Consider the following 24,205-nt stretch of genomic DNA (forward strand, 5'->3'; position numbering starts at 1 on the left):
TGCGGCAGGATATGCGACCAACGGGGCTTCCCGGCTGACGAGTTGAGGCGTAGAGAACCTGCTCAACGGCCAGGAGGCCCTGTCTGTAGCGCCGAACATCCGCTCGATCCGTCAGATCACCCGATCAGGTACCGAGCTGAAAAGGCTCACTGGTGAATAGCTGGGCCGATATCTGACGATCCATACCGTTCTCCCACCGAGGTGATGCCCCTCTCGGCCGCTCTCGGCACCGGGCCCGCGCGGCAGGGAGGCCACAGCATGTCCGGGCGGGGCCGATGACCGGAAAAATGACTTGTCGCACCGTCAGCCGGGATATCCGAACTCCACCGCCACCGCCGTGCCCCCACCCGGTACGGACCGTACCGAGAGTGCGCCACCGAGCCGCCGGACCCGCTGACTCGCCCCGGCCGGCGAGGATGACGGACTGATCAGTTGGCCCACTCGCGGACCTTGGCGATCCTGGCCTTCAGCTGGTTCGCCGTCGCCTGGGCCGTGAGCGGCCCGCCGCACTGCCGGCGCAGCTCGTTGTGGATGGTGCCGTGCGGCTGGTTGGTCCGGTGGTGCCAGGCGGCGACCAGCCCGTTCAGCTCCTTGCGCAGGTCGCGCAGCTCCTGATGGGTCACCACCGGACGCTGCTCGGCCGGGAGTTCCAGCAGGTCGGCCTCGTCGGCCGGCTTGCCCTTGGAGCGCTGGATCTGCCGGGTCTGACGCTTCTGCAGCAACATCTGCACCTGGTCCGGCTCCAGCAGGCCCGGGATACCGAGGTAGTCGTCCTCCTCCTCGCTGCCCGGGTGCGCCTGCATCCCGAACTCCATGGAGTTGTAGAGCACCCGGTCGAAGACCGCGTCGGAGCCGATCGCCTCGTAGCTGAACTCGTCCCCGCCGCCGTCCGGGCCGTCGTTGGCCCGCTCGGCCTCGGCGAGCAGCCGGTCCTCCTCGTCGAAGAGACCGTCACCCTCCTTCTTCGGCCGGTCCAGCACGTGGTCGCGCTGCAGCTCCATCTCGTTGGCGAAGCCGAGCAGGGTGGGCACCGTGGGCAGGAAGACCGAGGCGGTCTCGCCGCGCTTGCGGGCCCGGACGAAACGGCCGACCGCCTGGGCGAAGAACAGCGGGGTGGAGATCGAGGTGGCGTACACCCCGACGCAGAGCCGGGGCACGTCGACGCCCTCGGACACCATCCGGACCGCGACCATCCAGCGGGAGTCCCCCGCCGCGTAGTCGGAGATCCGCTGGGACGACTCGTTCTCGTCGGAGAGCACCACGGTGGCCTTCTCGCCGCTGATCTCACGCAGGATCTTGGCGTAGGCGCGGGCCACGTTCTGGTCGGTGGCGATCACCAGGCCGCCGGCGTCCGGGATCGCCTTGCGGACCTCGGTGAGACGCTTGTCGGCGGCCTGCAGCACGCTCGGGATCCACTCGCCCTGCGGGGCCAGCGCGGTCCGCCAGGCCTGCGCGATCAGGTCCTTGGTCATCGGCTCGCCGAGCCGGGCCTCCAACTCGTCGCCGGACTTGGTCCGCCAGCGCATGTTGCCGCTGTACGAGAGGAAGATCACCGGGCGGACCACGTGGTCGGCCAGCGCGTGCCCGTAGCCGTAGGTGTAGTCGGCGACCGACTTCCGCAGCCCGTCGGTGTCCTGCGCGTACTGGACGAACGGGATCGGGTTGGTGTCCGAGCGGAACGGCGTACCGGTCAGCGCGAGCCGCCGGGTGGCCGGCTCGAAGGCCTCGAAGCAGGCCTCGCCCCAGGACTTGGAGTCACCGGCGTGGTGGATCTCGTCCATCACCACCAGGGTCTTCCGCGCCTCGGTGCGGTTGCGGTGCAGCATCGGGTTGACCCCGACGCCCGCGTAGGTGACCACGATGCCGTGGTACTCCTTCGACAGCGGCCCCGAGGAGTAGGCCGGGTCGAGCTTGATGCCTATCCGGGCGGCGGCCTCGGCCCACTGCTTCTTCAGGTGCTCGGTCGGGGCGACCACGGTGATCTGCTGCACCAGGTGGTTGTGCAGCAGGTACGAGGCCAGGGTGAGCGCGAAGGTGGTCTTACCGGCGCCGGGGGTCGCGACCGCGAGGAAGTCCCGCGGCTGCTTCTCGACGTAGGTGTCCAGCGCACCCTGCTGCCAGGCCCGGAGCTTGCCCGCCGTGCCGTACGCGGCGCGGCTCGGGAAGGCCGGGGACAGGTGGTGCGAGCCCGCGCCGACAGCGCGGACCGGCGCATGCGGGTCGGCATCCGAGAACAGCGGGGCCATGGCGGAGGAAGCGGCAGTACTCACGGTCTCCGAAGGGGATCGTCGCAGGTCAGGGCCTGTGCGGCAGGCCCGCCCCGCAGTCGGACAGCGGTCGGACAACCCGCCTAGCCTACCGGCACCCGCCCCGGCCGGCCGCCCGACACGAGATCCGCCGGCCCGCCCGGACGGTGTACGGCGCGCCCCCGCCGAAGCCCGGGTCGGCCGGCCGGTTTCGACGGAAAGATCACGGGCAGTGTGACGTGGATCACGTTATTCGGTGTCAGAAGTGACGTAAGGCCCCAGGGGTCCCCCGGCTCTCACTGGTGTGGGCCCAAACAACCGGGCCCACGCCCGATCGGGAGGAACCCATGTCCGCCGCCGTAGTCGAGCAGGTCGCCCAGGCCCGGCTCATCGTCAGCACCCACCGCTCCGCTCTGCTCCGTGTCACGTTGCGGTACCGGTCCGACGACCCGCTGGCGGTGCGGATGGGCTTCCCGGCCGAGTACTCGCTGGACGTCGAGCCCGAGCTGCTGGACGCCCCGCAGCCGCTGCCCGAGATCGAGTGGGTGTTCGCCCGTCAGCTGCTGGCGGCCGGTCTCGACCTGCCGACCGGCGACGGCGACGTGCACATCCGCCCCGCGCTCGGACAGCGGGCCATGGTCGAGCTGCGGGCCCCCGAGGGCGTCGCGCTGCTCCAGTTCGAGGCGCCCGAGCTGCGCCGCTTCCTCTGGCGCAGCTACCTCGCGGTGGCCGAGGGCGAGGAGTACACCCACCTGGACGCGGACCAGGCGCTGGCCGAGCTGCTCGGCTGAAAGCGCATCAGCCGGACAGCTTGCGCATCAGCCGGACTCCCTGGGCGGGCGTCAGATGCGGCAGGTACGCCTTGCCGATCGCCCGGCTGATGCTGCCCAGCGCGGCCGGGTCCGGGTAGACCATGTACATCGGCCGGTACTCGGGCTGGAACTTGGCTTTGAAGGCGAGCAGCGAGCGGAAGCCGTAGACCGGCTCCATGCTCCGGCCCAGCCAGTCCATGGTGCGGTCCAGCGTGCTCAGTTCGGCGCCGCGTTCGGCCCGGGCCAGCGGTGCGCCGGAGAGGCTGAGGAACTCGGCGCCCTCCTCCTTGAAGCCGAGCGCGGCGGAGGCGATCAGGAACTCCATCACACCCCGGAAGCCCTCCGAGCGGCGCCGCATGAAGTCCAGCGTCCAGCCCACCGGGGCGCCGTCCCGGTAGACCGGCATCCAGCTGGTCAGCCCGTGCACGGTGCGGTCGGCGTCCACCGCGACCAGCACCCGGACCGCCGGGTCGGCCAGCTCGGCCAGGCCGCCGAGGGTGAAGCCCATCTCGGGCAGGCCCTTGTCGGAGACCCACTCCTCCGAGATCGAGCGGATCTGGTCCCGGATCGCGATCGGGGCGTCCTGCCAGCTCCACCACTCGGCGGTGATGCCCTGCTTGCCGGCCTTGTTCAGCGAGGTCCTGATGTCCTGCCACTTCTTGCCCGTGAAGGCCAGGTCGGGCAGCGGCACCACGGTGTCCTCGGCGACCTGGAGCGAGCGCCAGCCGAGCTGCTCGGCGGCCTGCCGGGTGTCGGCGGTGACCGAGTAGAAGCACGGCGTCCAGCCGCGCTCGTCGCAGTACTCGGCGAACCCGGCCACCGCCCGCCGCCGGGCGGCCGGTTCGCCGAACGGGTCGCCGGTGGTCAGCGCCACGGTGGCGAGCACCCGGTACGGGACGGCCGCCTCGCCCTGCTGGTCGAACCAGTAGTGGTTGCCGTCCCAGGTGGAGATGAAGGAGAGCGTCGAGCCGCCGTACCGGGTCAGCAGCTCCCTGGCCCGGGCCGCGTCCTCGGCGTCCACGTGCACCACCGGACGGCGGAACGCCAGCAGCAGCGCGACCAGGGCGACCGCCCAGAACAGCACCCCGCACCAGATCTCCAGCGCCTGCGCGGTGCCGCCGACCGCGATCGGGTAGTCCGGCACCAGGTCGTTGTAGGCGGGCGGCAGCAGCTCCGAGGGCAGCCCGGCGAACAGCCCGCCGAGGGTGGCGTCCGGCTCGTACTGGTCCCGGACCAGCCAGCCAATCCCGACGTACGCCCCGCAGCTCAGCACCAGGGCGGAGCCGATCACCAGCGCCAGCCGGCGCAGGTCCCGCCCCGGCAGCCGCTGGTCGAAGCGCTGACGGCTGATCAGCAGCAACACCAGCATCGCCACCGGCAGCAGCATCGCCTCGCCCATCAGCTGGAACAGGTAGGCGTTGCCACCGCTGTCGGCGAAGTCGTCGTAGTTGTCCGCCAGCACCCAGGCCAGCACGCCGGTCCAGAGCAGTTCGGTGCCGGCGGTGATCCACCAGGCCGCCCGTAGCCCCCGGCGCAGGCCCTCGGCCAGCACCACCAGCAGGGCGGGCACCAGGGCCGCCATCAGCCGCCCGGGCGAGTCGAAGAACCGCTGGGTGGAGTGCGCACGGGCGCAGGCCTCGACCGACTCCTCACAGGCCGCGGTGACCTCCTCGGCCGAGGGCACGTGCGAGAAGTACAGCTCGCTCATGGTGTTGAAAGGCCCGATCGCGTCCTGGTAGAGCGAGGCGACCAGCGGGCCGAGCGCGGTGGCCAGCAGGCAGAGCGCGACCAGTACCCGCGCCTCGGTGTGCGAGATCCCGCGTGGCAGAGCCGGCCTGCGGTGGTGCAGCAGCGCGCCCAGCAGCATGCCGACCAGCACGCCCGCGAACCGCTGGACGCTCTCCAGATGGCCGATGTAGAGCATCGCCACCAGCGGCACCAGCACCGCCAGCAGCCGCACCCGGCGCCGCCAGAGCGCGGTCAGCCGGTAGCTGAGCACCGCCGCCAGGCCGAGCAGGCCGACGCCGGGGCCGATCGCGATCTGGTCCTGGATCGAGTTCAGCCAGTCCAGGTCGGCCGCCACCCCGAGCCGGACCAGGCCGGTGCCGAGCAGCGTGCCGAGCATCTGACAGGCGATCAGCACCCCGGCGGTCAGCGGGGTCCCGAGCCGCTGCTCGGCGACCGGGCCGAGCACCAGCAGCAGCAGGCTGGTGAACACGTACGCGCCGATGCCCGGGCACCAGAACAGCGAGCTGACCACGGTCCACCAGTGACCGTCCGTCAGGGTCGGGATGCCGACCCCGACCTGTTCGAGCAGCGACTGCCCCGGCCCGTCACCGAGGCTGCCGGTGGCCGCGCCGACCACCCAGAGCGCGGTGAACAGGGCCACCGTGAGCGGCGCGGTGCGCAGCCGACCGGCCAGCAGGCCGAGCAGCCGCAGCCAGCGGTGCCAGCCGCGCTCGGGCTCGGGGGCGATCGGGGCGGCCTCGGCCGCCGGGAGGGTTTCGGTCATCGGATCAGTCCCGCCTGCTGGGCCAGCCAAGGGATGTTGACGCCCAGTCCGGCCCGGAAGGTGTTCCAGTCGTGGCCGCCGGGGACGGTCTGGAAGTGGGCCTGCATTCCGGCCGCCAGCGCGGCCTGGTAGACCTTCTGCTGCTGCGGCCCGAACTCGCCGTCACCGGCGCCGACCACGAAGGCCGCAGCGGTGTCGGGGAACTTCTTCCGGGCCATCACGTGCAGCGGGTCGACCGCGTCGAAGGCCGCCTCGTCCCCGCCGAACGCCTGCTGCACGGTCTCCTGACGGGTGCCCAAGGTGGGCCCGTCCTGTCCGGAGATGTCCAGGAACATGCCGTAGACCTCCGGGGCGTTCACGGCCAGCTGCAGTGAACAGGTGCCGCCCTGGGACAGCCCGCCGATCGCGGTGGACTTCCGGCCGGTGGCGGTCTGCAGATGGGTGTGCACCCAGTCCGGCACGTCCTGGGCCAGATAGGTCTGGGCCTGGGCGATCTTCGAGTTCATGCAGAGCGAGTTGCCCCACTCCGAGCCGTTCTGACCGATCGCCACCACGATCGGGGCCAGGCCCTGGTGCGCGGCGGCGAAGGCGTCCATCTGCTGCGGCATCTCGCCGGTGCCGACCCACTGCGCCGGGGTGCCGGGCTGGCCGGTCAGCAGCACCAGGACGGGCAGCAGCGGCCGGGGGTTCGCCTGGTAGGCGGGCGGCAGGTAGACGTACGCGTCCGGGGTGCTGAAGCCGGACCTGACGCCCGGGATCGGGGTGGTCGACACGGTGCCCTTGGCGGGCAGCCCGGCGGGGGCGTGCCAGACCTCGGCGAGCGTGCTGCCCTCCGGTACGTGCACCGGCGTGACCTGACCGGTGGTCAGCGCGTCGGTCTTGCCGATCAACGGCTCCAGCATCACCCGCAGGGTGGGGTACTCGTCGAACTGCCGGTTGATCTGCGAGGAGGCCATCAGCACCACCAGCGCGGCAGCCAGCGCCGCCACCGCCCGCCCGCGCCAGCTCAGCGGCGGCATCCGCAGCGCGGCCAGGCAGAGCCCGAGGATCGCCACCGCGATCCAGAACAGGGTCGGCCGCGGCAGCCCCTCCGGGAACGGCGTCCACCAGTCGTCCACCACGAACCGCAGCAGCACCGTGAGCGCGGCCGCCAGCACCACGGCGCACGGCAGCCGCCTGCTCCACCAGTGCCTGCTCCTGGAGTACGCCAGGCCGAGCAGCGCGGCCCAGCCGACCGCCAGCACCAGGTACGGGATCACCCCGGTGGTCAGCGACCAGTCCAGCGGGTTCCAGCCGGCCAGCTCGGTGTGACGGCCCATCAGGTGACGCTCCGCACCAGGTGGGCGAAGACCACCACGTTGGCGTCCCAGCCGTGCGCCGCCGAGAACCCGCCGCCGCAGGTGATCAGCCGCAGCTGGGAGTCGGCCCGCTGGCCGTACACCCGGGTGTCGGGAAAGTCCGTCTTGGCGAAGCTCTCCACGCCGTCCACGGTGAAGTACCCGGTGCCCTGGTCGGCGCCGTCCACCTCCACCTGGTCGCCCTTGTGCAGGGTGCCGAGACCGTAGAAGACCGCGGGCCCGGACGCGATGTCGACGTGCCCGGCCATGATCGCGGTACCGCGCTGGCCCGGGGTGACACCGTCCCGGTACCAGCCCGTGAGGTTGCGGTCGTGCTCCGCCGGAGTCTCCAGCCGGCCGCCGACGTCCAGCCCGAGCGCGGCCACCGGGGCGTCCACCCGGAGCGCCGGGATCCTGATCCGGGTCGGCACCGCGTACGGCCTGGGCGGCACCAGCAGGGCCGCCGTGGTGGCTCCGTCCATCGCCTGGCTGCCGTCCGGACCGAGCGGGCCGCCGTGCCCGCCGCCGGCCAGCAGCCAGGCCCCGACCAGCAGGGCACCACCCGCAGCGAGCGAGCCCGGCCACGGACTCCTGGAGACCTGCCCGGTCACTCCCGACTCCCCTCGTCCTTCCGACCCTGATCCGTGCCAGTCAACCGCCGCCGGTGTCGCCCCGCGCGGCGAGCGCGCCCTCGCGCCGATCGCAGCAAGGAACATGACCGCAGGTCAGCGCCCTGACGACGGGTCAGCACCCGCGCCGACCATGGCCTGCCCCGAACGAGTGACCGCACCGCCCGGCAGCCGGCGCCTGGACAGCAGCCCCTGGGTGCTCACGCCGGCCAGCACGATCGCGGGCAGCTCGGCCGACTTCTCGTACAGCAGGAATCTCGGCACCCAGTGCGGGCCGTACCTGGCGTTCGCCCGGTAGCGCTCCTCCAGCCGCCACCAGCGGGCCAGCGAGCCCAGCCCGGCCTTCGCCAGCCGGAGCACAGGACCGGCGCCGACCCGGGCCCCGCGCTCGAAGACGTGGCGGAACATCGCGAAGTTCAGCGAGATCCTGACCACCCCGAACTCCCGGGCCCGCACCAGCAGTTCGGTGAGCAGGAAGTCGACCAGCCCGTCGTCGGACTCGCGGTCCCGGCGGACCAGGTCGAGGGTCAGGCCATCGGTGCCCCAGGGCACCAGGTTGACCAGCGCGCAGACCCGGCCGTACTCGTCCCGGCACTCGGCCAGCAGGCAGTCGCCGTCCACCGGGTCGCCGAGCCGTCCCAGCGTCATGGTGAGGCCGCGCTCGCCCCGGCCGTGCCGCCAGGCGTCGGCGAGCCGGACCAGCTCGGCCGACTCGGCCGCCGGGACGTCCCGGTGACGGCGCAGCAGCACCCGGTACCCGGCCGCGATGACCCGCTCCCGGACCTCTCGCAGCTCCGCCGGCGGCTCGAAGCCCGCCGCCTCGACCACCGCCTCGGCGCCGAACTCCAGCGCCCGCAGCCCCGACCGCTGGTACGCCGTCCCGGCCCGCTCCCCCGCCCCCAGCACCGCCGGGATCCAGGCGTACTGCCTGGCCTGCTGCCGCCAGACCTCGATCGCCTGCGGCCAGGCCTCCGGGTCGCCGATCGGATCGCCGGTGGCGAAGGTGACGCCGTTGACCACCCGGTGCAGCACCGCCGCCTTGCCCGACGGCGACCAGCAGACCGCCCGGTCCCGACGGAGCGCCAGATAGCCGAGCGAGTCCCGCTCGCCGTGCCGGGCCAGCAGCGCGCGCAACCGCTCCTCGTCCTCGGGCTCCAACCGGACCAGCCCGCGCGGCGAGCGGAACAGCAGCCGGACGGTGACCAGCAGCAGGCCCGCGCCCAGCACGTTCAGCAGCAGGTCGAACCAGCCGGGCACCGCAAGATCGGCGTACTCACCGATGCCGGAGAGGGTGACCAGCCGGAGTGCCACGTACTTCGCACAGTCGCCCCAGCCGGGCGAGCTGCCCTGGTCGGCCACCCGGAGCAGGACGGCGCCCACGGCGGTGAGCAGCGCGCCGCCACCGACCAGGAAGGCCAGCGCGAGCGGCAGGTTGCCCGGCTCGCCCCGGGCCCGGAAGGCCGGGCGGCCGAGCAGCAGGGTCACCAGCACAGCCAGGGTCAGCCCGGCCGAGACCCAGTTGAAGGGGTGCGCGCGGTCCTCCGGCAGCACCGCGAGGGCGATCGAGAACAGCACCGCGTACAGCGCCACCACGGTGGTGGCCACCACCCAGGCGGCCCGCTTGCGGCGGCGCAGCATCACCGCGAGCAGCGCGGCGAACAGTGCGGCGGTGAAGCCCGCGGTCATCAGCACCGGGGTGAAGAACTCACCGCTGTTGGCCCGGTGCACCTGATCGCGGAACGGCGCGACCAGCCCGGCCAGCAGGTTGAGCGCCGCCGCGACCCGCAGGTACCACTCGGCCCCGGTGGCGCACCGGCCGCGCCAGCGCGGCAGCTCCACCGGCGGCGCCTCAGCCGCCGCCTTGGCCGCCTTGGCCGCCTTCGCCGCCGGGGGTGACGGCGGCTCAGCCGGAGGCTCCAGGTGCGGGTTCGGGTGCGGGTTCGGGTCGGGGGCGCCGGCCAGCACGTCGTACACCGAGGTTTTCGCCGCCACCAGCCGTCGGTGGATCCGCTCCTCCCGGCGCTCCGCCCTGGCCAGCCGCCGGGGCCGGGCGTGGTAGCGCCAGCGGGCCCACGGGCTGCGCGGCCTGGCCAGCCGGAGCATCCCGACGACCGCCAGCGGCGCCAGCATCACGCCCAGCAGCCCGGTCCAGAGCTTGCCCTTGAGCAGACAGACCAGCACCGGCACCAGCAGCAGGCCTGCGCCCAGCAGCTGACTGCCGGTCACCCCGCCGACGAAGCCGCCCAGCGGCACCTCGCCGATCAGCAGCAGCCCGATCAGCGACACGGTCAGGATCACCGCGTCCACCGAGGTCCGGCCCTGTTCGCTCCAGTACACGTCCTCCAGGTGCAGCACCAGCGCGAACTCGTCCAGCACCAGCCCGCAGCCGATCCCGAACCCGGCCGCCAGCACCTCCCACAGCGCCCCGCCGTCGCCCCGGACCGCGAAGGCGCCGACCCCGCAGATCACCATCAGTCCCTGGCCGAACACCACGTGATGGATGTGCAGCCCGCCGGGCGTGACGTTGCCCGGCCACCAGGAGGTGCCGCGGCGGATCATCCGGACACTGAACCGGATGAACAGGAAGGAGCCGATCAGTCCGAGCAGCAGCAGGAAGAGCGGCTGCCGACCGGTGTCGACGATCCGCTCGTGGTAGGCATCGAGCACCGACTGCCACATGGACGGATCTGCCTCCGTGAGTCCCGGGCTCCCATCTGACGCCGGGTCAGGGCCGGTCGCCAGCCGGGTACTCCGAACGGGCGAGCGTCGCTCTCACGCCCTGAGGATCACCCCCGCCACCGCCCCGCCTTACCCGGCGGACGGCACCCGCCGTGGCAGGCTGTGCCCCATTAGCCACATCCGTGCACTTATCGGACTATTCATCGGCCGACTCCCGAGGGCCTCGGCTCAAGTCACCCCGCACGGCCTCCAGGAACGGACGTGACCATGGACGCACTCTCCCGCCGCACACTGCTGGCCGCCGGGGCCGCCACCGCCGCCACACTCGCGGCCGGCTGCGGCAGTTCGACCGGCAGCGACGGCGAGCAGGCCGCCGCCGCCCCGCCCGCCGTCGGCAGCCCGGGAGCCCACCCCAGCGTCCCGGCCAAGCCCCCGGCCATCGTGATCGGCGACGGCTCCACCTCGGACACCGGCCCGCAGCCCCACCAGCCCACGCCCGAGCAGCTCAAGCCCGGCGAGCGGCCGCCGCAGTTCGTGGTCTTCTCCTGGGACGGCGCGGGCGAGCTGGACAACCGCCTGTTCACCCGGTTCCGGCAGCTGGCCAAGGACAACAACGCCTCGATGACCTTCTTCCTGTCCGGCATCTACACCCTGCCAGAGGCCAAGAAAGACCTCTACCACCCGCCGCAGCACCGGGTCGGCGCGAGCGACATCGGCTACCTGACGGACCAGCACATCCACGACACCATCGAGCAGATCGGCGCCTCCTGGCTGGAGGGCCACGAGATCGGCACCCACTTCAACGGCCACTTCTGCGGCGCCAACGGCGGCGGCCGGTGGTCGCCCGAGGAGTGGGACAGCGAGATCGAGCAGGCGATGTCCTTCGTGATGAGCTGGAAGACCAACACCGGCTTCACCGACCTGCCCGCGCTGCCCTTCGACTACCGCAAGGAGCTGATCGGCGGCCGCACCCCCTGCCTGGAAGGCCAGCGCGGCCTGCTGCCGACCGCGGTCAAGCGGAACTGGAAGTACGACAGCAGCGGCCCCGGCGGCACCCAGGTCTGGCCGCAGAAGTTCCAGGGCGGGGCGCTCTGGGACATGCCGCTGCAGTCCGTCCCGTTCCCCGGGCACAGCTTCCAGGTGCTCTCGATGGACTACAACATCATGTACAACCAGTCCGGCAACAACACCAAGGCCGGCGCGGGCTCGTACGACGCCTGGCGCACCCAGGCCGCCGGGTCGTACCTGGCCGGCTTCGAGCGGGCGTACAACTCCAACCGGGCACCGCTGTACATCGGCAACCACTTCGAGCAGTGGAACGGCGGCATCTACATGGACGCCGTCGAGCAGACCATCAAGACCATCGCGGGCAAGCCAGAGGTCCGGCTGGTGTCGTTCCGTCAGCTGGTCGAGTGGCTGGAGGTGCAGGACCCGGCGGTGCTCCGCAAGCTGCAGACCCTCAACCCGGGCCAGGCACCGACCGGCGGCTGGGAGACCTTCCTCGGCACCCCGGCAGCGGCCGGCCCCGCTGCCGCCGGCCCCGCCGCGGCCGCCGTGAGCCCGGCGGCGGGCTGACGGTCAGGCCGCCTTCACCCTGCTGGTGAGGGCGGCCCCCAGCAGGGCCACGCCCGCCATCACCGCGAAGATCACCGCGAACGGTGCGACCGGCACCCCAGCCGCATCCGCCGCGCCCACCGCGCCCGCCGTCGAGTCCGCCACCGTCAGGGAGCCGCCGCCGAGCGCGGCGAACAGCACGCCCGCCAGACCGGCCAACGCCACGTTCCCGAGCGCGTCACTGAGCTGGAGCGAGGCCGAGTTGACCCCCGCCTCCTCCGGCGCCGAGAGCTTCATCATCAGCACGCTGATACTGGCCACCGCCAGTCCCATCCCGATCCCGCCGACCGCCCAGGCCACCGCGGTCACCCAGACCGGCACCGCCGGTATCAGCACCAGCGCCGCCCCCGCGATCGACACCGCCGTCAGCACGAATCCCAGCCGGATCAGCGCCTCCCGGTGCCGGTCCGCCGTCGGCCGCCCCTGCAGCCAGGAGCCCAGCGCCCAGGACAGCCCGCCACTGGTCAGGGTCAGCCCCGCCATGGTCAGCGACAGGTGCCGCTGAGTGACCATCATCAGCGGGATGAACAGCTCGGCCGTGAAGAACGCCCCCGCCGCCACCCCGCGCAGCACGATCACCGTCGGCAGCCCCCTGGCCGCCCGCAGCGCCCCGGCCGGCAGCAGCCGCAGCGCGGCCGGAACCAGCAGCGCCGCCCCCGCCACCGCCGGGATCAGCCCCAGCAGATCGCGGCGCTGTCCCGCGTACTGCAACAGCGCCGCACCGACCGCGGCCATCGCCGCCAGACCGGTCCGCCGCAGGTCGAACTCCGCACCCTGCTGCGGCGGCTGGGCCCGCTCGGCCCGCCGCAGGGCCGGGCCCATCACCGCCAGCGGCAGCAGGATCAGCACCGGCACCGCCAGGAACACCCAGCGCCAGCCCAGGTGCTGGGTCACCGCACCCGAGATCAGCGGCCCGAGGATCGAGGGCAGCACCCAGGCCGCCGAGAAGGCCGCGAACACGGCCGGCCGCAGCCGCTCCGGAAAGGCCCGCCCGACCACCACGTACAACGCCACGATCACCAGCCCGCCACCGAGCCCCTGCACCGCCCGGCCCGCCACGAACATCCACATGTTCGCCGCCGCACCGGCCACCACCAGGCCCACCCCGAACACGGCGATCCCGGTGAACAGCGGCCCCATCGGCCCCCGCCGGTCCGACCACTGCCCCGAGACCACCAGCGCGAACAGCGTCGTGGTGAAGTACCCCGAGAAGGCGAAGGCGTACAACCCGAGCCCGTGCAGTTGCCTGGCCGCCTCCGGCATCGCGGTGTTCACCGCCGTCGCCTCGAAGGCGAGCAGCAGGACGACCGAGACGATCCCGAGGGTGAGCGCACGGTACGGGCCGCTCAGCACGCCCCCGCTCTCCGCTTCCGGGAGCGGGTCTTCCGGACGGACGGCATCGACCGAGGTGGGGGAAGCTGTGGTCATGGATGCCATCGTAAGTGCCGTGGCCGCCTTTTACTCCTGACCTGCGGTCCCGACACCCCTCCGCCCCTGGTCCTAGGACCGCTGCTGCGCGCGCGTCAGTGCAGCACCTTCAGCCCGACCACCCCGCCCAGGATCAGCACCAGGCAGGTGATCCGGGCCGCGGTCACCGCGTCCCCCATCACCGCCATGCCGTACAGCGCGGTACCGATCGCACCGATCCCGACCCAGATCGCGTACCCCGTGCCGAGCGGGATCGACTTCATCGCGTACGCCAGCCCACCCATGCTGAGCACCAGCGCGACCCCGAACACCACCGTCGGCACCAGCCGCGAGAACCCCTTCGACGCCTCCAGAGCAACCGCCCACACCGTCTCCAGCACACCGGCGATGATCAGAACAACCCAAGCCATGACGAGCACTCCCTCGCAGTAGGTGTCAGTTCACTACTGCGCCGTCTTGTCAGACCGGGTACGACGCGCTCGTCCGGGGCGATCAACTCGCCTGCCATCGAGGCTAGCACGGCCGACACACGGAATTCATATACGGATATTGACGCGGCCCGGCACATTCGGGCACTATGAATTCACGAACAGCGCGCCCGGTCGATCCGGGCCACGACGACAGGAGCAGGCCATGAGCAGGGAGACGGTGGCGATCTCGATGCCCCTCACCTGTGCCGCTTCTTGTTGTCGGTCCTGTCGCTGACGTTCCCCTCCTTGCCGACGGCGGTCCCTGACCTGCCGTCACATCTTCTGCCTCGCCTCCTGCCCCACCTTCTTTCCACCTTCACGGCCGTGTGCCCGAGTGGCTTAGGGAACCGCCTGCAAAGCGGTTTACACGGGTTCGATTCCCGTCATGGCCTCTTTACCGGATGCGTCGAATTCCCCTGCGCGGGGGGAATTCGGCGCATTCTTTTTCGGCATTCTCTCTGCCCCACCCCACCCCGCCCCGCCCCGCCCCCGCAAAGGGAACGGCCCGGCCACGGGGTCTCCCCCGTGGCCGGGCCGTCAGTCCGACCGGACCACCCGCTACTCGATCACCGGCGGGTTGGCCTTGCCGCCGGAACGCCAGGTGTCCTCGTCCTCGACCAGGTAGTCGGGACGGTTCCCGTTCTTGTCCTTCTTCTTCCCGCCGGCACCGGCCCCGGGCATACCGCCCGCACCCGGCGCGCCACCACGGGCCTGGCCACCCTGGCCGAGACCGGAACCGCCCTGAGTGAAGGCCCGGCCGCTCGCGCCGCCCGCCTTCGCGCCGCCGACCGTACCGCCCCCGCGCCGGACCAGGCTCGGCTTACCGCCACCGGCCTTGCCGCCACCGGCCGCACCGCCACCGGGCATGCCACCCGCACCGGGAGCACCGCCACGGCCCTGACCCGCAGCACCACCGGCCGCACCAGCACCGGCCCCGGCACCCGCGCCACCGGCCCGGCCACCTGCACCGGAACCAGCACCGCCACCGGCCAGACCGCCGCCACGGCCACCGCCGGCACCGATACCGCCACCACGACCGCCACCGCCCGGCAGCCCGCCGACACCACCGGGGAAGCCCCCGCCGATGCCGCCACCGCCACCACCACCGCCGCCACCGGTCCCGATGCCGCCGCCACCCGGCAGATCAATCCCAGGCCGAGGCAACGTCGACCCCGGCGTCGGCTGCTGCACCCCACCATCAATCCCGGTCCCGGGCACCCAGCCCGGCAGCTTGCCCTCCCCGGTCCCACCGGGCACCGGCGGAGTCCACGGCGTCGGCGGCACGACGGGCTTGCCGCCGTCGCCCGGGCCGGGCAGGTCCTTTTGGGGGATCACCAGCTTGGGGCCGTCGCTACCGGGGCCGCTCGGGCCGACCGGCGGCGCGATCTTCGGCTGCGGCTTGGGCGGCGTAGCCGGCGGCGGCTCGACAGGCTCCGGCGGGAACGGCTTGCGGGGGTCACCGCCCCGGTCGTCCCCCGGTGGCTTCCCCATGAACTCGACTGCCTCGTTGTACTGCGGCGCCAGGTGCTCCATCACCACGATCGCCCGCTGATGCGCGATCTCGGTGGCCGACAGTTCGTCATAGTTCTTGTTGACGGCAGCGGCCCGATCCATGCCGCCTGCCAGGTCCGCCTTGAACTGCGCGTCGGAGCGCTGCCCGAGGTCGCCGACCAACTTCACGCCACTCTCGAACCGGCTGGGGACGTCGATGTCCTCCATGACCCCCTTGCTCTGATCCAGCGCCTGCCCGGCGTAGTTCATGGCAGTGGAGGTCCGTACCGCGTACGAGGCTGTGTTGGCCATGCTGGTCTGGATGCGAGTGGCCGCAGTGACGAAATTCTGCGCGGCGGTGCCCTGCCAGGACTGCGTGGCGTGCTCGACCGCCTTCTGCAAGTCCTCTGCAGCGGCCCGGAGTTCGGCATCGACGTTCTTCCAGTGGTCGGCCACCTCCTTCAGCCGACCGGGATTGGACACGTTCAACATCCGCTGGAGCGGAATCAGGGATTCACCCTCGAAGTACGACCTCGCCATGTCAGTTCCCCTTCTGCTGGGAGTTCATGACGGACTGCTGATCTTCCTCGACGCCCCGGTAGTTCTGGTTGACCTGATGGGTCTTGTCACCGAAGTCGTTGATCAGCTGGTTCAGGTTGGCGATGGTGGTGCTGAGGAAGGTCTGCATGTTCCCGTGCGCAGAGCGGAGCTTCTCCGCTTCCTTGAAACCGCTGCCCCCGAAGTCGTTCGGTCCGACCACGGTGTTGTACTTGCTGCTGTTCGCGGTCTGACCGAGGTTCTGCTGAAGGGCGCGCAGTCGTCTGACTACCGCCTCCAGTTCGGCGGTGTTGACCTGGTATCCGTCCGACATTCGGCTCCTCCCCCTGGAGTGTCGATGCTTCCCCGTCTTGCTCTGGCGGGTGCTGAAGTCGCCTCGTCCGACCGGTTGCTGTCATCCGGTCAAGGCGTTCGATCGTATCGCTTAAGCAGAGGGTGCTGACACACCCTCAGCGTCACTGGTTCTGACCGGAACCGTAAGGATTCGGGTACGGCGGCTGCTGCGGCGATTGGTTACCGTACGGGGGCTGGCCCGGCATCGGAGGCTGGCTGCCGTACGGCTGGTTCGGGTACGGCGGCTGGGCCTGCGGGTATCCGTACGGAGCCGGTCCCGGCGGGACCGAGGCAGCGGCCCGGCGGCGCTTCGCGGCTCGCACGATCAACACGATCAGACCGATGAAGAGCAGCACGAGGACCAGTAGGACGACGCCAGCGATGGCGAGACCCTTGCCGAGGAAGGAGAAGCTCTCCGACTTGATCTCGTCACCGGTCGATCCGCCGGGAGCAGCCCCACCTGGCGCCGGAACAGCAGCGCTGGGCGCAGCGCTCGGAGCACCCGACGCCGTGGTCTTGGCCAGCGGCCCCTGAGCCGGGCCCGCCGCGATGTCCTGGGTAAGTGCCTCGTACGGACGGATACTCCCGTACCCGTACCGCTCGTCCGGGAGCTTCAAGCCCGTCGGCGCCTTCGCCGACTTGGCCAGTCGGTTGGCGATCTGTCCGGCCGTCAGGTTGGGGAACTTCGCGCGGAGCAGCGCCGCGGCACCCGACACGTAGGCCGTCGCGGTTGAGGTCCCGTTGCCGATGCAGTACTTGCTTCCGGAACAGTTACCAGCGGACACGATCTCGTCACCCGGTGCGACTAGCAAGACCTCGGGGCCATAGTTGGAGCCCGACCAGATCTTGCCGCTCTTGTCGACGGCTCCCACCGCCAGGATGCCCGGGGTATTAGCGGGGCTCTCGACCGGGCTGATCCCGCTGTTTCCAGCGGCGGACACCACCAGGACGTCCTTTGAAAGCGCATACGCCACTGCCTGGCTCGTCTTCTCATCGGGCGCTCCGATACCGCCCTGAGAGATGTTGATGACCTTCGCGTCATGGTCGGTGGCCCAGCGGATGCCTTCGGGGATCGCGTCCAGGTTCTCGGCGCTCGCCTTGTAGATCGGCAGAATCTTCGCGCCCGGCGCCACCCCGATCATGCCGGCGCCGTTACCTTGACCCTTGGCCGCGATGATGGAAGCCATCGACGTGCCGTGGCCGTCACCCGTCGGGACCTTCTCACGTCCCTTGCCACCAGGGTCGAAGCCCGGCAGTACCTGCCCGGCCAGGTCGGGGTGGTTCACGTCCATCCCCGAGTCGATGACCGCGACGATGACCCCGCTGCCCTTACTGACGGACCAGGCCTTCTCCAGGTTGAGCTGCTGGATCGGCCACTGCCCGTCCCGGACCTGGTCCGCCGAGGCCAACGGCGCAGTGGTCAGCAGCAGACCGGCGGCCAACGTCGTGGCACCCAGTGCGCGCATGGTCCTGGTGAGCGTCATCCCTACCCCGTTACCCCGTCAATTGGAGACCGTGGTCCGCGCCTTGGAGGCACGCACCGACCGATCGTATCTCCCGACCGGCTGACATGGGCAGGACCCCACGCCTCTGCACGTGTTCCGCACAGCCGCCTTGGCTTGATTCGTCACTTCACCGTCGGGATCTTGTCGAAGATCATCTGCGTGATCTTCCGAGCAATTCCGCAGACATCGGGCTCAGCGGCGCAGCGCCGGAGCACAGCCGCCGCCCCTTCCCCAGGTCGAGCGTGTCGGCGACCAGGAAGACGCCCGTGCCGACCAGCACCACACCGGCCACCATCGCGAGGACCGCCAGCACCCCGAGCCGGGCCCGGCCCAGCAGGCGCAGGCCCAGCGGCAGCAGCACAGCCAGCACCCCGAAACCGAGCACGCCCCAAGCCCCCACCCGCATACCGGTGTTGGCCGGCAGGTCGAGGCAACTCGCCAGCACCGCACGGTGCCGCTCCTCGTACGCGACGCTGAACCACCACGCGGCCGCGCCCCCCAGCACGGCTGCCGGCACACCAACGAAACCGGAACGACGCGTCGTCATCAGTACCAACTCGGGGAGACGCGCACGATGCGAACCTTCTGTTCGCCCTCAGCCTTCTCGGTCGCGTGAACCCGCCCGTCCAGGCTGACGTTCTGTCGGGAGGTGGTGTGCTGGGTGTACTTGACGTCGCCGTCAGGGGTGACGGCGGTGACCACGGCGGCGTGGTGGGTGTTGCCCTTCTCGATGTGCTCGTTGTCGCCGGACTGCTCGTAGAAGATCAGGTCGCCGGGCATGGCCTCCGACACCGAGACCTCGTGACCGCCGTTCTCCAGCATGAAGTTCTGCAGGTTCTCGGCGGCGCCCCAGCTCTTGGAGTAGTCCATCCGCTCGTCGTACCAGCCGGAGTCGGCGTCGTCGTCGCGCCCCCAGCTGTCGTCGGACCAGCCGGGACCCCAGCCACTGTCGGGCTTCTCCTTGACGCCGCCCTGCCGCAGCGACTCCGAGGCGAAGTTGGTGCAGTTGTTGTCCAGCTTGTCGATCGAGGTGTCGTCCCAGTGGTCCAGTGCCCACTGCACCTGCTTGACCCGGTCGTACTTGCCGTCCCGGCCGTGCAGGTCGAGCTTGACGTCCTCCGGGATGCCGTTCAGGTTGGCGAGCTTCACGGGCTCGGCCCGCATCAGTTCGCGCTGTTCCTGCACCGTCAGACCGGCCCACCAGTCGCGGACCACCTGCTGGTCGGTGCCGTCGGGGATGCTGCTGGAGAGGATGTTCATCTGGGTGTGCGAGGCGGCGGTCTGCGCCTCGTCCAGCGCCTTGGACGGGTCCGACTCGTACGTCTTGCCCATCAGGGTGCGCAGTTCGGGCTCGGCGAGCGCGTCGGCCTCGCGGGCCTGGCGCAGCGCCTCCTTGATCAGGTCGGAGACGTCGTTGAGGTTGTTGAGCTTCTCGCTGGTGACGCCCTCGCCCTGGGTGGAGGTGTTGCCGTTCTCGTCCACCGTGATCTGGTAGGCCTCGGCGAGTTCGAGGGCGTGCCGCAGGGTGCGCTGGGCGTACTCCATGGACGAGGCAAGCCCGTCCAGCACCATGGTGATGCCGCGCATGATGTCCGCGCCGGCCTCCAGCCGGTCGGCGATGTCCTTCAGGTCGGCGGCGGCCTGCTGCCCGACCGCGTCGGTCCAGTTCTCCGCCAGCGGGCGGCTGCCCTGGCCCCGGACGTCATCGGCGGCCTGCAACGCGTGCTTGGAGAGCGAGAGCCAGTCCTCGGCGGCCGTCTGCCACTGCGTCGGGTGGGCGTTCTTCAGATCAGCGAAGGTGATCACGGCGCTCACACCCGCCCGAGGTCGGTCATCGCCGCCCGCATCCGGGCGTCCGCCTCGGCGTCGGCCGCGTCGTACGAGTTGGCCGAACTGTGCAGCTGCTCGGAGAGCTGCTGCATCCGGTCGGCCAGCACCACCATGTGACGCTCCCAGTCCCCGGCGCACTCCCGCAGGGTCGCTGCGGAGGACCAACCCGCGTCCAGCGAGCCTGCGGTCTCACTGCTGTCCAGCGCCCCGGAGAGCCGGCTCTTGGTCTGGCCGCTCAGCTCCCCCATGCTGTCGCCCGCCCTGCGTACCCCGCTGGTGGTGATGTTCATGTCCTGCACTCGGACCCCCGCCCGTTCCCCGCTCAAAAAATCAGCTTTACCGGGGAACACCCTAACCAGACGGTCCGACGGTCCGTCAGCCGCCCACCGGCCGGACGTCGGCAGGGCGCCAGCAGAACATCAGCCGACCGTCGCGTCCTCGGGCAGAATCGGCAGCCGCCCGACCGGCAGCCCCGTGGCGGCCCGGACGGCGGCGGCCACGGCGGCCGGGGCCACCACGGCCGGGACGGCGCTGACCGCCTTGGCGCCGAAGGTGGCGACCACGTCGCGGTCCTCGATCAGGGCGGCGATCCGGACCTCGGGGGCGTCCAGGGCGGTGGGGAGCCGGTAGCCGGTGAGCGAGGGGTTGACCAGGCGGCCGCCCTCGGTGCGGAGGTCCTCCAGCAGCGCGAGGCCGACGCCCTGGGCGACTGCGGCTTCGATCCGGTCCTCGATCTGACGCGGATTGAGCGCTCGGCCGACGTCCTGGGCGACCGTCATCTCGACCACCCGGACGGCGCCGAGCTCGATGTCGACGTCCACCACGGCCCGCATCGCGCAGAACGCGATCGAGACGAAGGCGTCGCCCTGCCCGGCCTCGTTCAGCGGCTCGGTGGGGTGCGGCCGGCACTGGGCGGTGGCCCAGAGCTCCTTGCCCTCCAGGGCCTCGGTGACCGGCATGCCGAGCACGCCGTCGTACGAGGTGATCTTGCCGTCGGCGATCGAGAGCAGCTCGACGGACATCCCGAAGTTGGCCGCGATCGGCTGCAGCAGTTGGTGCCGGACCATCAGTGCGGCCCGTTCCACCGCTCCGCCGGAGACCCAGGTGTGCCGCCCCCGGGCGGACGGACCGGCCGAGGACTGGTCGCTGTCGGCGGGCGCGATGTAGACCTCGGAGACGCCCAGCACGGACTGCACGATCTGCCGGGCCAGGGTGGCGAAGCCCTGCCCCGAGTCGACCGCCGCGCAGATCACGGTGGCGTGGTCGCCGCTGACCCGGACGGTGGCGGTGGAGACCTCGTCCTCGCCCTCCGCGCCGAGCATGTGCACCATGCCGACCGCGTAGCCGATCCCCCGGCGGACGGCCGCCGGGTCACCGGCGCCGCCCGGGCCGCCGGGCAGCAGCCACTCGCTGTCCGGGTCGTCCAGCGGGAGCGGCGGCAGCGGTGCGGTGGAGACCGCGTCGAGCAGCGCGGCGACCGGGGCGGGGCAGGTGACGGCCTGTCCGGTCGGCATCAGGTCGCCGGTGGCGAGCGCGTTGCGGCGGCGGATCTCCAGCGGATCGATCCCCAACTGGGCAGCCAGCTGGTCGAGTTGGGACTCGTACGCGAAACAGGTCTGCAGTGCGCCCTCGCCCCGCATCCGTCCGGCGGGCGGGTTGTTGGTGCGCACCGCCCAGGCGTCGACGAAGACGTTCGGGCAGACGTAGGGGCCGACCGAGAAGGCCGCGGCGGCGGCCAGTGCCTCGGCCGAGACCTCGGCGTAGGCCCCGCCGTCCAGCAGGATCTGCGCCTCGACCTTGACCAACCGGCCCTCGGCGTCGGCGTGGTGACGGTAGCGCAGCAGCGCGGGGTGCCGGCTGGTGTGGGTCTGGAAGGACTCCTCGCGGGTGAGGGTCATCTTCACCGGGCGGCCGGTGCGCAGCGCGAGCAGCGCGAGGGTGACCTGGAACGAGCGGTCCTCGCGGTCGGCGGTGGCGCCGGGCACGCCGGTGACCACCAGGCGGACCCGGTCCGGGTCCAGGCCGAGACCGGCCGCGGTGCGGTCCCGGTCGCCGTGCGGGTCGGTGGAGGAGAGGTGCAGTTCGACGCCGCCGTCGGGGCGCGGGACGGCGAGGCCCGCCTCGGCGCCGATCGGCGCCGGGTCCTGCCGGCCGACCTGGTACAGGCCCTCGACGATCACCTCGCCGACCGCCTCGGGGTCGCCGCTGCGCAGCGGCAGGTGGCGGAACAGGTTGCCGTCGGGGTGCAGCGGCGGGGCGTTGAAGGACTGCTCGGGGTCGGTGACCGGCTCCAGCGGCTCGTACTCGACCACGATCGAGGCGGCGGCCAGCCGGGCGGTGTCCGGGTGGTCGGCGGCGACGGCGGCGACCGGCTCGCCGTGGTGGCGGACCACGCCGGAGGCCAGCACCGGCCGGTCGGCGGAACCGCGGCCGTCCGGGGCGACGTCCGGCGTGCCCTCGGGGCCCGGCGGCAGGTCGGCGGCGGTGATCACGGCGTGCACGCCGGGCAGCGCCAGCGCGGCGCTGGTGTCGATCGAGACGATCCGGGCGTACGGGTAGGGCGAGCGCAGCACCGCGCCCCAGAGCAGCCCCTCGGCCCACAGGTCGGCGGCGTACGGGTAGATGCCGAGCGCCTTGGGCAGCGCGTCGGTCCGCGGGGCGGAGCTGCCGAGGCCGAACGGCTCGCCGCCGTCCGGCAGTTCCTCGGCCGAGGCCGAGGCCGACGGCGCGAGCGGGGCGGTGAGGTCGGTAGGCGAGCTCATGCGCGATCGTCCTCGGGGAGCCGGATGCCATGGGGCGGGGTGTTGCCGTCGTAGACCGGCTGCACACCGGGGGACATGCCGCCGTGGGGCGGCCCGTCGAAGGGCGTGCCGTGTGCGGGGGTCGGGTAGTACGGGGTGCCGTGTGCGGGGGTGCCGACCGGGCCGTCCGCGGCGGTGCCGTGGGCCGGGGTCGCCTCGTGCCGGCCGGTTTCGTACGGGTCCTCGAAGCCCGGGTCGTACGGCGCCGGGTCGTAGTACGGGGCGGGGTATTCCGGCTCGTAGACGCCGGTCTGGTGGGTGGTGGCGGCGTACTCGCGGGCGGTCGGCTGCGGCTCGGCCTCGACCCAGACCTCGGAGTCGGCGTACAGCGGGTGCTCACCGGCCAGCGGCAGGTCGGCGGCGGACTGGGTGGGCAGCACCGGTACGGGCTGCGCGGCAGCCGGCGCAGGGGCAGCGGCGACCGGCTCGGCGGCGGGCTCCTCGACCACCCCGCGCGCCTCGGCGACGGCCTGCACGGCGGCCAGCACGCCCTGGTAGCCGGTACAGCGGCAGAGGTTGCCGCAGAGCGCCTGCCTGGCCTCCACCTCGCTGGGCCGGTGGTTGCGCTGGAGCAGGTCGTGGACGGCCATCGCCATCCCGGGGGTGCAGTAACCGCACTGCACGGCACCGGAGTCGGCGAGTGCCTGCTGCACATCACTGGCCGCGCCGCCGGCCGACAGGCCCTCGACGGTGGCGATCTCACTGTCCGAGGCGAGCGCGGCGGGCACCAGGCAGCCGGCCACCAACTGGCCGTCCACCTGCACCGAGCAGGCCCCGCACTCGCCCTGCTCGCAGCCGTCCTTGGCACCGGCCAGGCCGAGCCGCTCGCGCAGCACGTAGAGCAGGCTCTCGCCGATCCACGCGTCGTTGACCGGCCGTTCGAAGCCGTTGACCCGCAGGGTGTACGAGGCGGTCGGACGCACGTCGGCGCCCATGAGGTCGTCCGTCACTTCAGCGCCCTTCCCAGTGCCCGGCGGGCCAGCACGGATACCGTACGCCGAAGCCTCAGCGCGGCCGCGTGCGCCCCCCCGGGGCCGCTCTCCGCCATGCCGTCGGGCACGCAGGCGGCGGCCACGTAGTCGCCGAACGCGGCGGCCGCGGCCGGGTCGATGGCGCTGGCGGCCTGGTCACCGCGGGCGTCCCAGTCGATGCAGCCGGCCACCCAGGACTCGGCCTCCAGCGGGCGCAGCGGTACGGGGGCGACGGCGCCGACCGCGCACCGGACGGCCCGCCGGGCCGGGTCCAGCACCAGGGCGACCGAGGCGGTGGCGCGGGACGGGCCGCTGCGGCCGGTGGCCTTCAGGAAGACCTGCGGGGCGTGCAGCAGCGGGACCCGCACCCAGGTGAGCAACTCGCCCGGGCGGACCGGGTCCAGGCCGGTGAGCAGGTGACTGACCGGCACCTCGCGGGTGGCGCCGGCCCTGGCCAGCGTGACGGTGGCCTCCAGCGCGGCGAGCACCGGCAGCGTATCCCCGGCGGGTGCGGCGGTGGCGATGTTGCCGCCGAGCGTGCCGACGTTGCGGATCTGCGGCGGCCCGGCGGTCCGGGCGGCGTCCGCCAGCGCCGGGATCAGCGCGGCGAAGTCCGGGCGGTCCATCCGGGCGTGGGTCAGCCCGGCGCCGAGGACCGCGGTGCCGCCGTCCTCGTAGCGCCAGCCGCGCAGTTCGGTGATCCGGCCGAGGCCGATCAGCGCGGCCGGGCGGAGGCGGCCCGCGTTGACCGCTTCCATCAGGTCGGTGGCACCGGCCACCGGCACCGCGCCGGGAGTGGCGGCGAGCGCCTCGACGGCCTCGTCGAGCGAGGCCGGCAGCATGATCGTCCGGTTCACCAGGAATCCACCGTGCTCCACTTGCTCATCAACTGCCCGCCGTCTCCCGGCGGTGCGGCCTGGCCCGTAGGGTACGGGCGATCGGGGCGGGTTGGGCAACTCTGGCACACAAAGCTTGGTGATCATTTCCCG

Annotated in this window: 18 protein-coding genes, 1 tRNA gene and 1 riboswitch; of the genes, 3 read left to right on the plus strand and 16 right to left on the minus strand. The window is 71.9% G+C overall.

Annotated features, from left to right (window positions below):
- Window positions 1-428 precede the first annotated feature (428 nt).
- Window positions 429-2,246, minus strand: a complete 1,818-nt coding sequence (locus ACXJMZ_RS25930; RefSeq protein WP_457032481.1) for a DEAD/DEAH box helicase — start codon at window positions 2,244-2,246, stop codon at window positions 429-431.
- Window positions 2,247-2,593: 347 nt separating this feature from the next.
- Here ACXJMZ_RS25930 and ACXJMZ_RS25935 point away from each other — a divergent pair, with 347 nt between their 5' ends.
- Window positions 2,594-3,037, plus strand: coding sequence for an SsgA family sporulation/cell division regulator (locus ACXJMZ_RS25935; protein WP_457032452.1), 444 nt, complete (start codon window positions 2,594-2,596; stop codon window positions 3,035-3,037).
- Between the two features lie 7 nt (window positions 3,038-3,044).
- On the opposite strand, the gene ACXJMZ_RS25940 is transcribed toward ACXJMZ_RS25935, so the two are convergent.
- The 4 genes from ACXJMZ_RS25940 to ACXJMZ_RS25955 form a co-directional block, all read right to left on the minus strand.
- A complete protein-coding gene (locus ACXJMZ_RS25940; RefSeq protein ID WP_457032453.1) occupies window positions 3,045-5,570 on the minus strand; it encodes a phosphatidylglycerol lysyltransferase domain-containing protein in 2,526 nt (841 codons plus the stop codon).
- Window positions 5,567-6,889, minus strand: a complete 1,323-nt coding sequence (locus tag ACXJMZ_RS25945; protein ID WP_457032454.1) for an alpha/beta hydrolase — start codon at window positions 6,887-6,889, stop codon at window positions 5,567-5,569. The genes ACXJMZ_RS25940 and ACXJMZ_RS25945 overlap by 4 nt, the downstream gene beginning before the upstream one ends.
- The gene (locus tag ACXJMZ_RS25950) at window positions 6,889-7,518 is read right to left on the minus strand and encodes a class F sortase (protein ID WP_457032455.1); all 630 of its coding nucleotides are present in this window, start codon (window positions 7,516-7,518) and stop codon (window positions 6,889-6,891) included. The genes ACXJMZ_RS25945 and ACXJMZ_RS25950 overlap by 1 nt, the downstream gene beginning before the upstream one ends.
- A 114-nt stretch (window positions 7,519-7,632) precedes the next feature.
- Complete coding sequence (locus ACXJMZ_RS25955) at window positions 7,633-10,215, minus strand: phosphatidylglycerol lysyltransferase domain-containing protein (protein WP_457032456.1); 2,583 nt, start codon at window positions 10,213-10,215, stop codon at window positions 7,633-7,635.
- A 267-nt stretch (window positions 10,216-10,482) separates the two neighbouring features.
- Between ACXJMZ_RS25955 and ACXJMZ_RS25960 the strand changes: the two genes are divergently transcribed.
- Entirely contained in the window at window positions 10,483-11,790 is a 1,308-nt protein-coding gene (locus ACXJMZ_RS25960; protein ID WP_457032482.1) for a hypothetical protein, read from the plus strand.
- Window positions 11,791-11,793: 3 nt separating this feature from the next.
- Here ACXJMZ_RS25960 and ACXJMZ_RS25965 read toward each other — a convergent pair whose 3' ends face one another.
- Window positions 11,794-13,257, minus strand: a complete 1,464-nt coding sequence (locus ACXJMZ_RS25965; RefSeq protein ID WP_457032457.1) for an MFS transporter — start codon at window positions 13,255-13,257, stop codon at window positions 11,794-11,796.
- A gap of 95 nt (window positions 13,258-13,352) precedes the next feature.
- On the minus strand, window positions 13,353-13,667 hold the full coding sequence (locus ACXJMZ_RS25970) for a DMT family transporter (RefSeq protein ID WP_457032458.1): 315 nt from the start codon (window positions 13,665-13,667) through the stop codon (window positions 13,353-13,355).
- A gap of 35 nt (window positions 13,668-13,702) precedes the next feature.
- Window positions 13,703-13,764: riboswitch (guanidine-III (ykkC-III) riboswitch) on the minus strand.
- A gap of 283 nt (window positions 13,765-14,047) precedes the next feature.
- On the opposite strand from ACXJMZ_RS25970, the gene ACXJMZ_RS25975 reads away from it, so the two are divergent.
- Window positions 14,048-14,119, plus strand: a tRNA-Cys gene (locus ACXJMZ_RS25975).
- 166 nt (window positions 14,120-14,285) lie between these two features.
- On the opposite strand, the gene ACXJMZ_RS25980 is transcribed toward ACXJMZ_RS25975, so the two are convergent.
- The 9 genes from ACXJMZ_RS25980 to ACXJMZ_RS26020 form a co-directional block, all read right to left on the minus strand.
- A complete protein-coding gene (locus tag ACXJMZ_RS25980; RefSeq protein WP_457032459.1) occupies window positions 14,286-15,701 on the minus strand; it encodes a WXG100 family type VII secretion target in 1,416 nt (471 codons plus the stop codon).
- Window positions 15,702-15,759: 58 nt separating this feature from the next.
- Window positions 15,760-16,089, minus strand: a complete 330-nt coding sequence (locus ACXJMZ_RS25985) for a hypothetical protein (RefSeq protein ID WP_457032460.1) — start codon at window positions 16,087-16,089, stop codon at window positions 15,760-15,762.
- A 142-nt stretch (window positions 16,090-16,231) separates the two neighbouring features.
- Window positions 16,232-17,551 carry a type VII secretion-associated serine protease mycosin gene (gene mycP, locus ACXJMZ_RS25990; RefSeq protein ID WP_457032461.1) on the minus strand — a complete coding sequence of 440 codons (1,320 nt, stop codon included), beginning with the start codon at window positions 17,549-17,551 and terminating at the stop codon, window positions 16,232-16,234.
- Window positions 17,552-17,765: 214 nt separating this feature from the next.
- Window positions 17,766-18,161, minus strand: coding sequence for a hypothetical protein (locus ACXJMZ_RS25995; RefSeq protein WP_457032462.1), 396 nt, complete (start codon window positions 18,159-18,161; stop codon window positions 17,766-17,768).
- The gene (locus ACXJMZ_RS26000; RefSeq protein ID WP_457032463.1) at window positions 18,161-19,420 is read right to left on the minus strand and encodes an amidase domain-containing protein; all 1,260 of its coding nucleotides are present in this window, start codon (window positions 19,418-19,420) and stop codon (window positions 18,161-18,163) included. Before ACXJMZ_RS26000 ends, ACXJMZ_RS25995 begins: the two co-directional genes overlap by 1 nt.
- Window positions 19,421-19,425: 5 nt before the next feature.
- Window positions 19,426-19,734 carry a type VII secretion target gene (locus ACXJMZ_RS26005; RefSeq protein WP_057237518.1) on the minus strand — a complete coding sequence of 103 codons (309 nt, stop codon included), beginning with the start codon at window positions 19,732-19,734 and terminating at the stop codon, window positions 19,426-19,428.
- A gap of 129 nt (window positions 19,735-19,863) precedes the next feature.
- Window positions 19,864-22,206, minus strand: a complete 2,343-nt coding sequence (locus ACXJMZ_RS26010; protein WP_457032464.1) for a xanthine dehydrogenase family protein molybdopterin-binding subunit — start codon at window positions 22,204-22,206, stop codon at window positions 19,864-19,866.
- Window positions 22,203-23,195, minus strand: coding sequence for a (2Fe-2S)-binding protein (locus ACXJMZ_RS26015; RefSeq protein ID WP_457032465.1), 993 nt, complete (start codon window positions 23,193-23,195; stop codon window positions 22,203-22,205). Before ACXJMZ_RS26015 ends, ACXJMZ_RS26010 begins: the two co-directional genes overlap by 4 nt.
- A complete protein-coding gene (locus tag ACXJMZ_RS26020) occupies window positions 23,192-24,058 on the minus strand; it encodes an FAD binding domain-containing protein (protein WP_457032483.1) in 867 nt (288 codons plus the stop codon). The genes ACXJMZ_RS26015 and ACXJMZ_RS26020 overlap by 4 nt, the downstream gene beginning before the upstream one ends.
- Window positions 24,059-24,205 lie beyond the last annotated feature (147 nt).

The sequence above is a fragment of the Kitasatospora sp. P5_F3 genome, assembly GCF_054049135.1.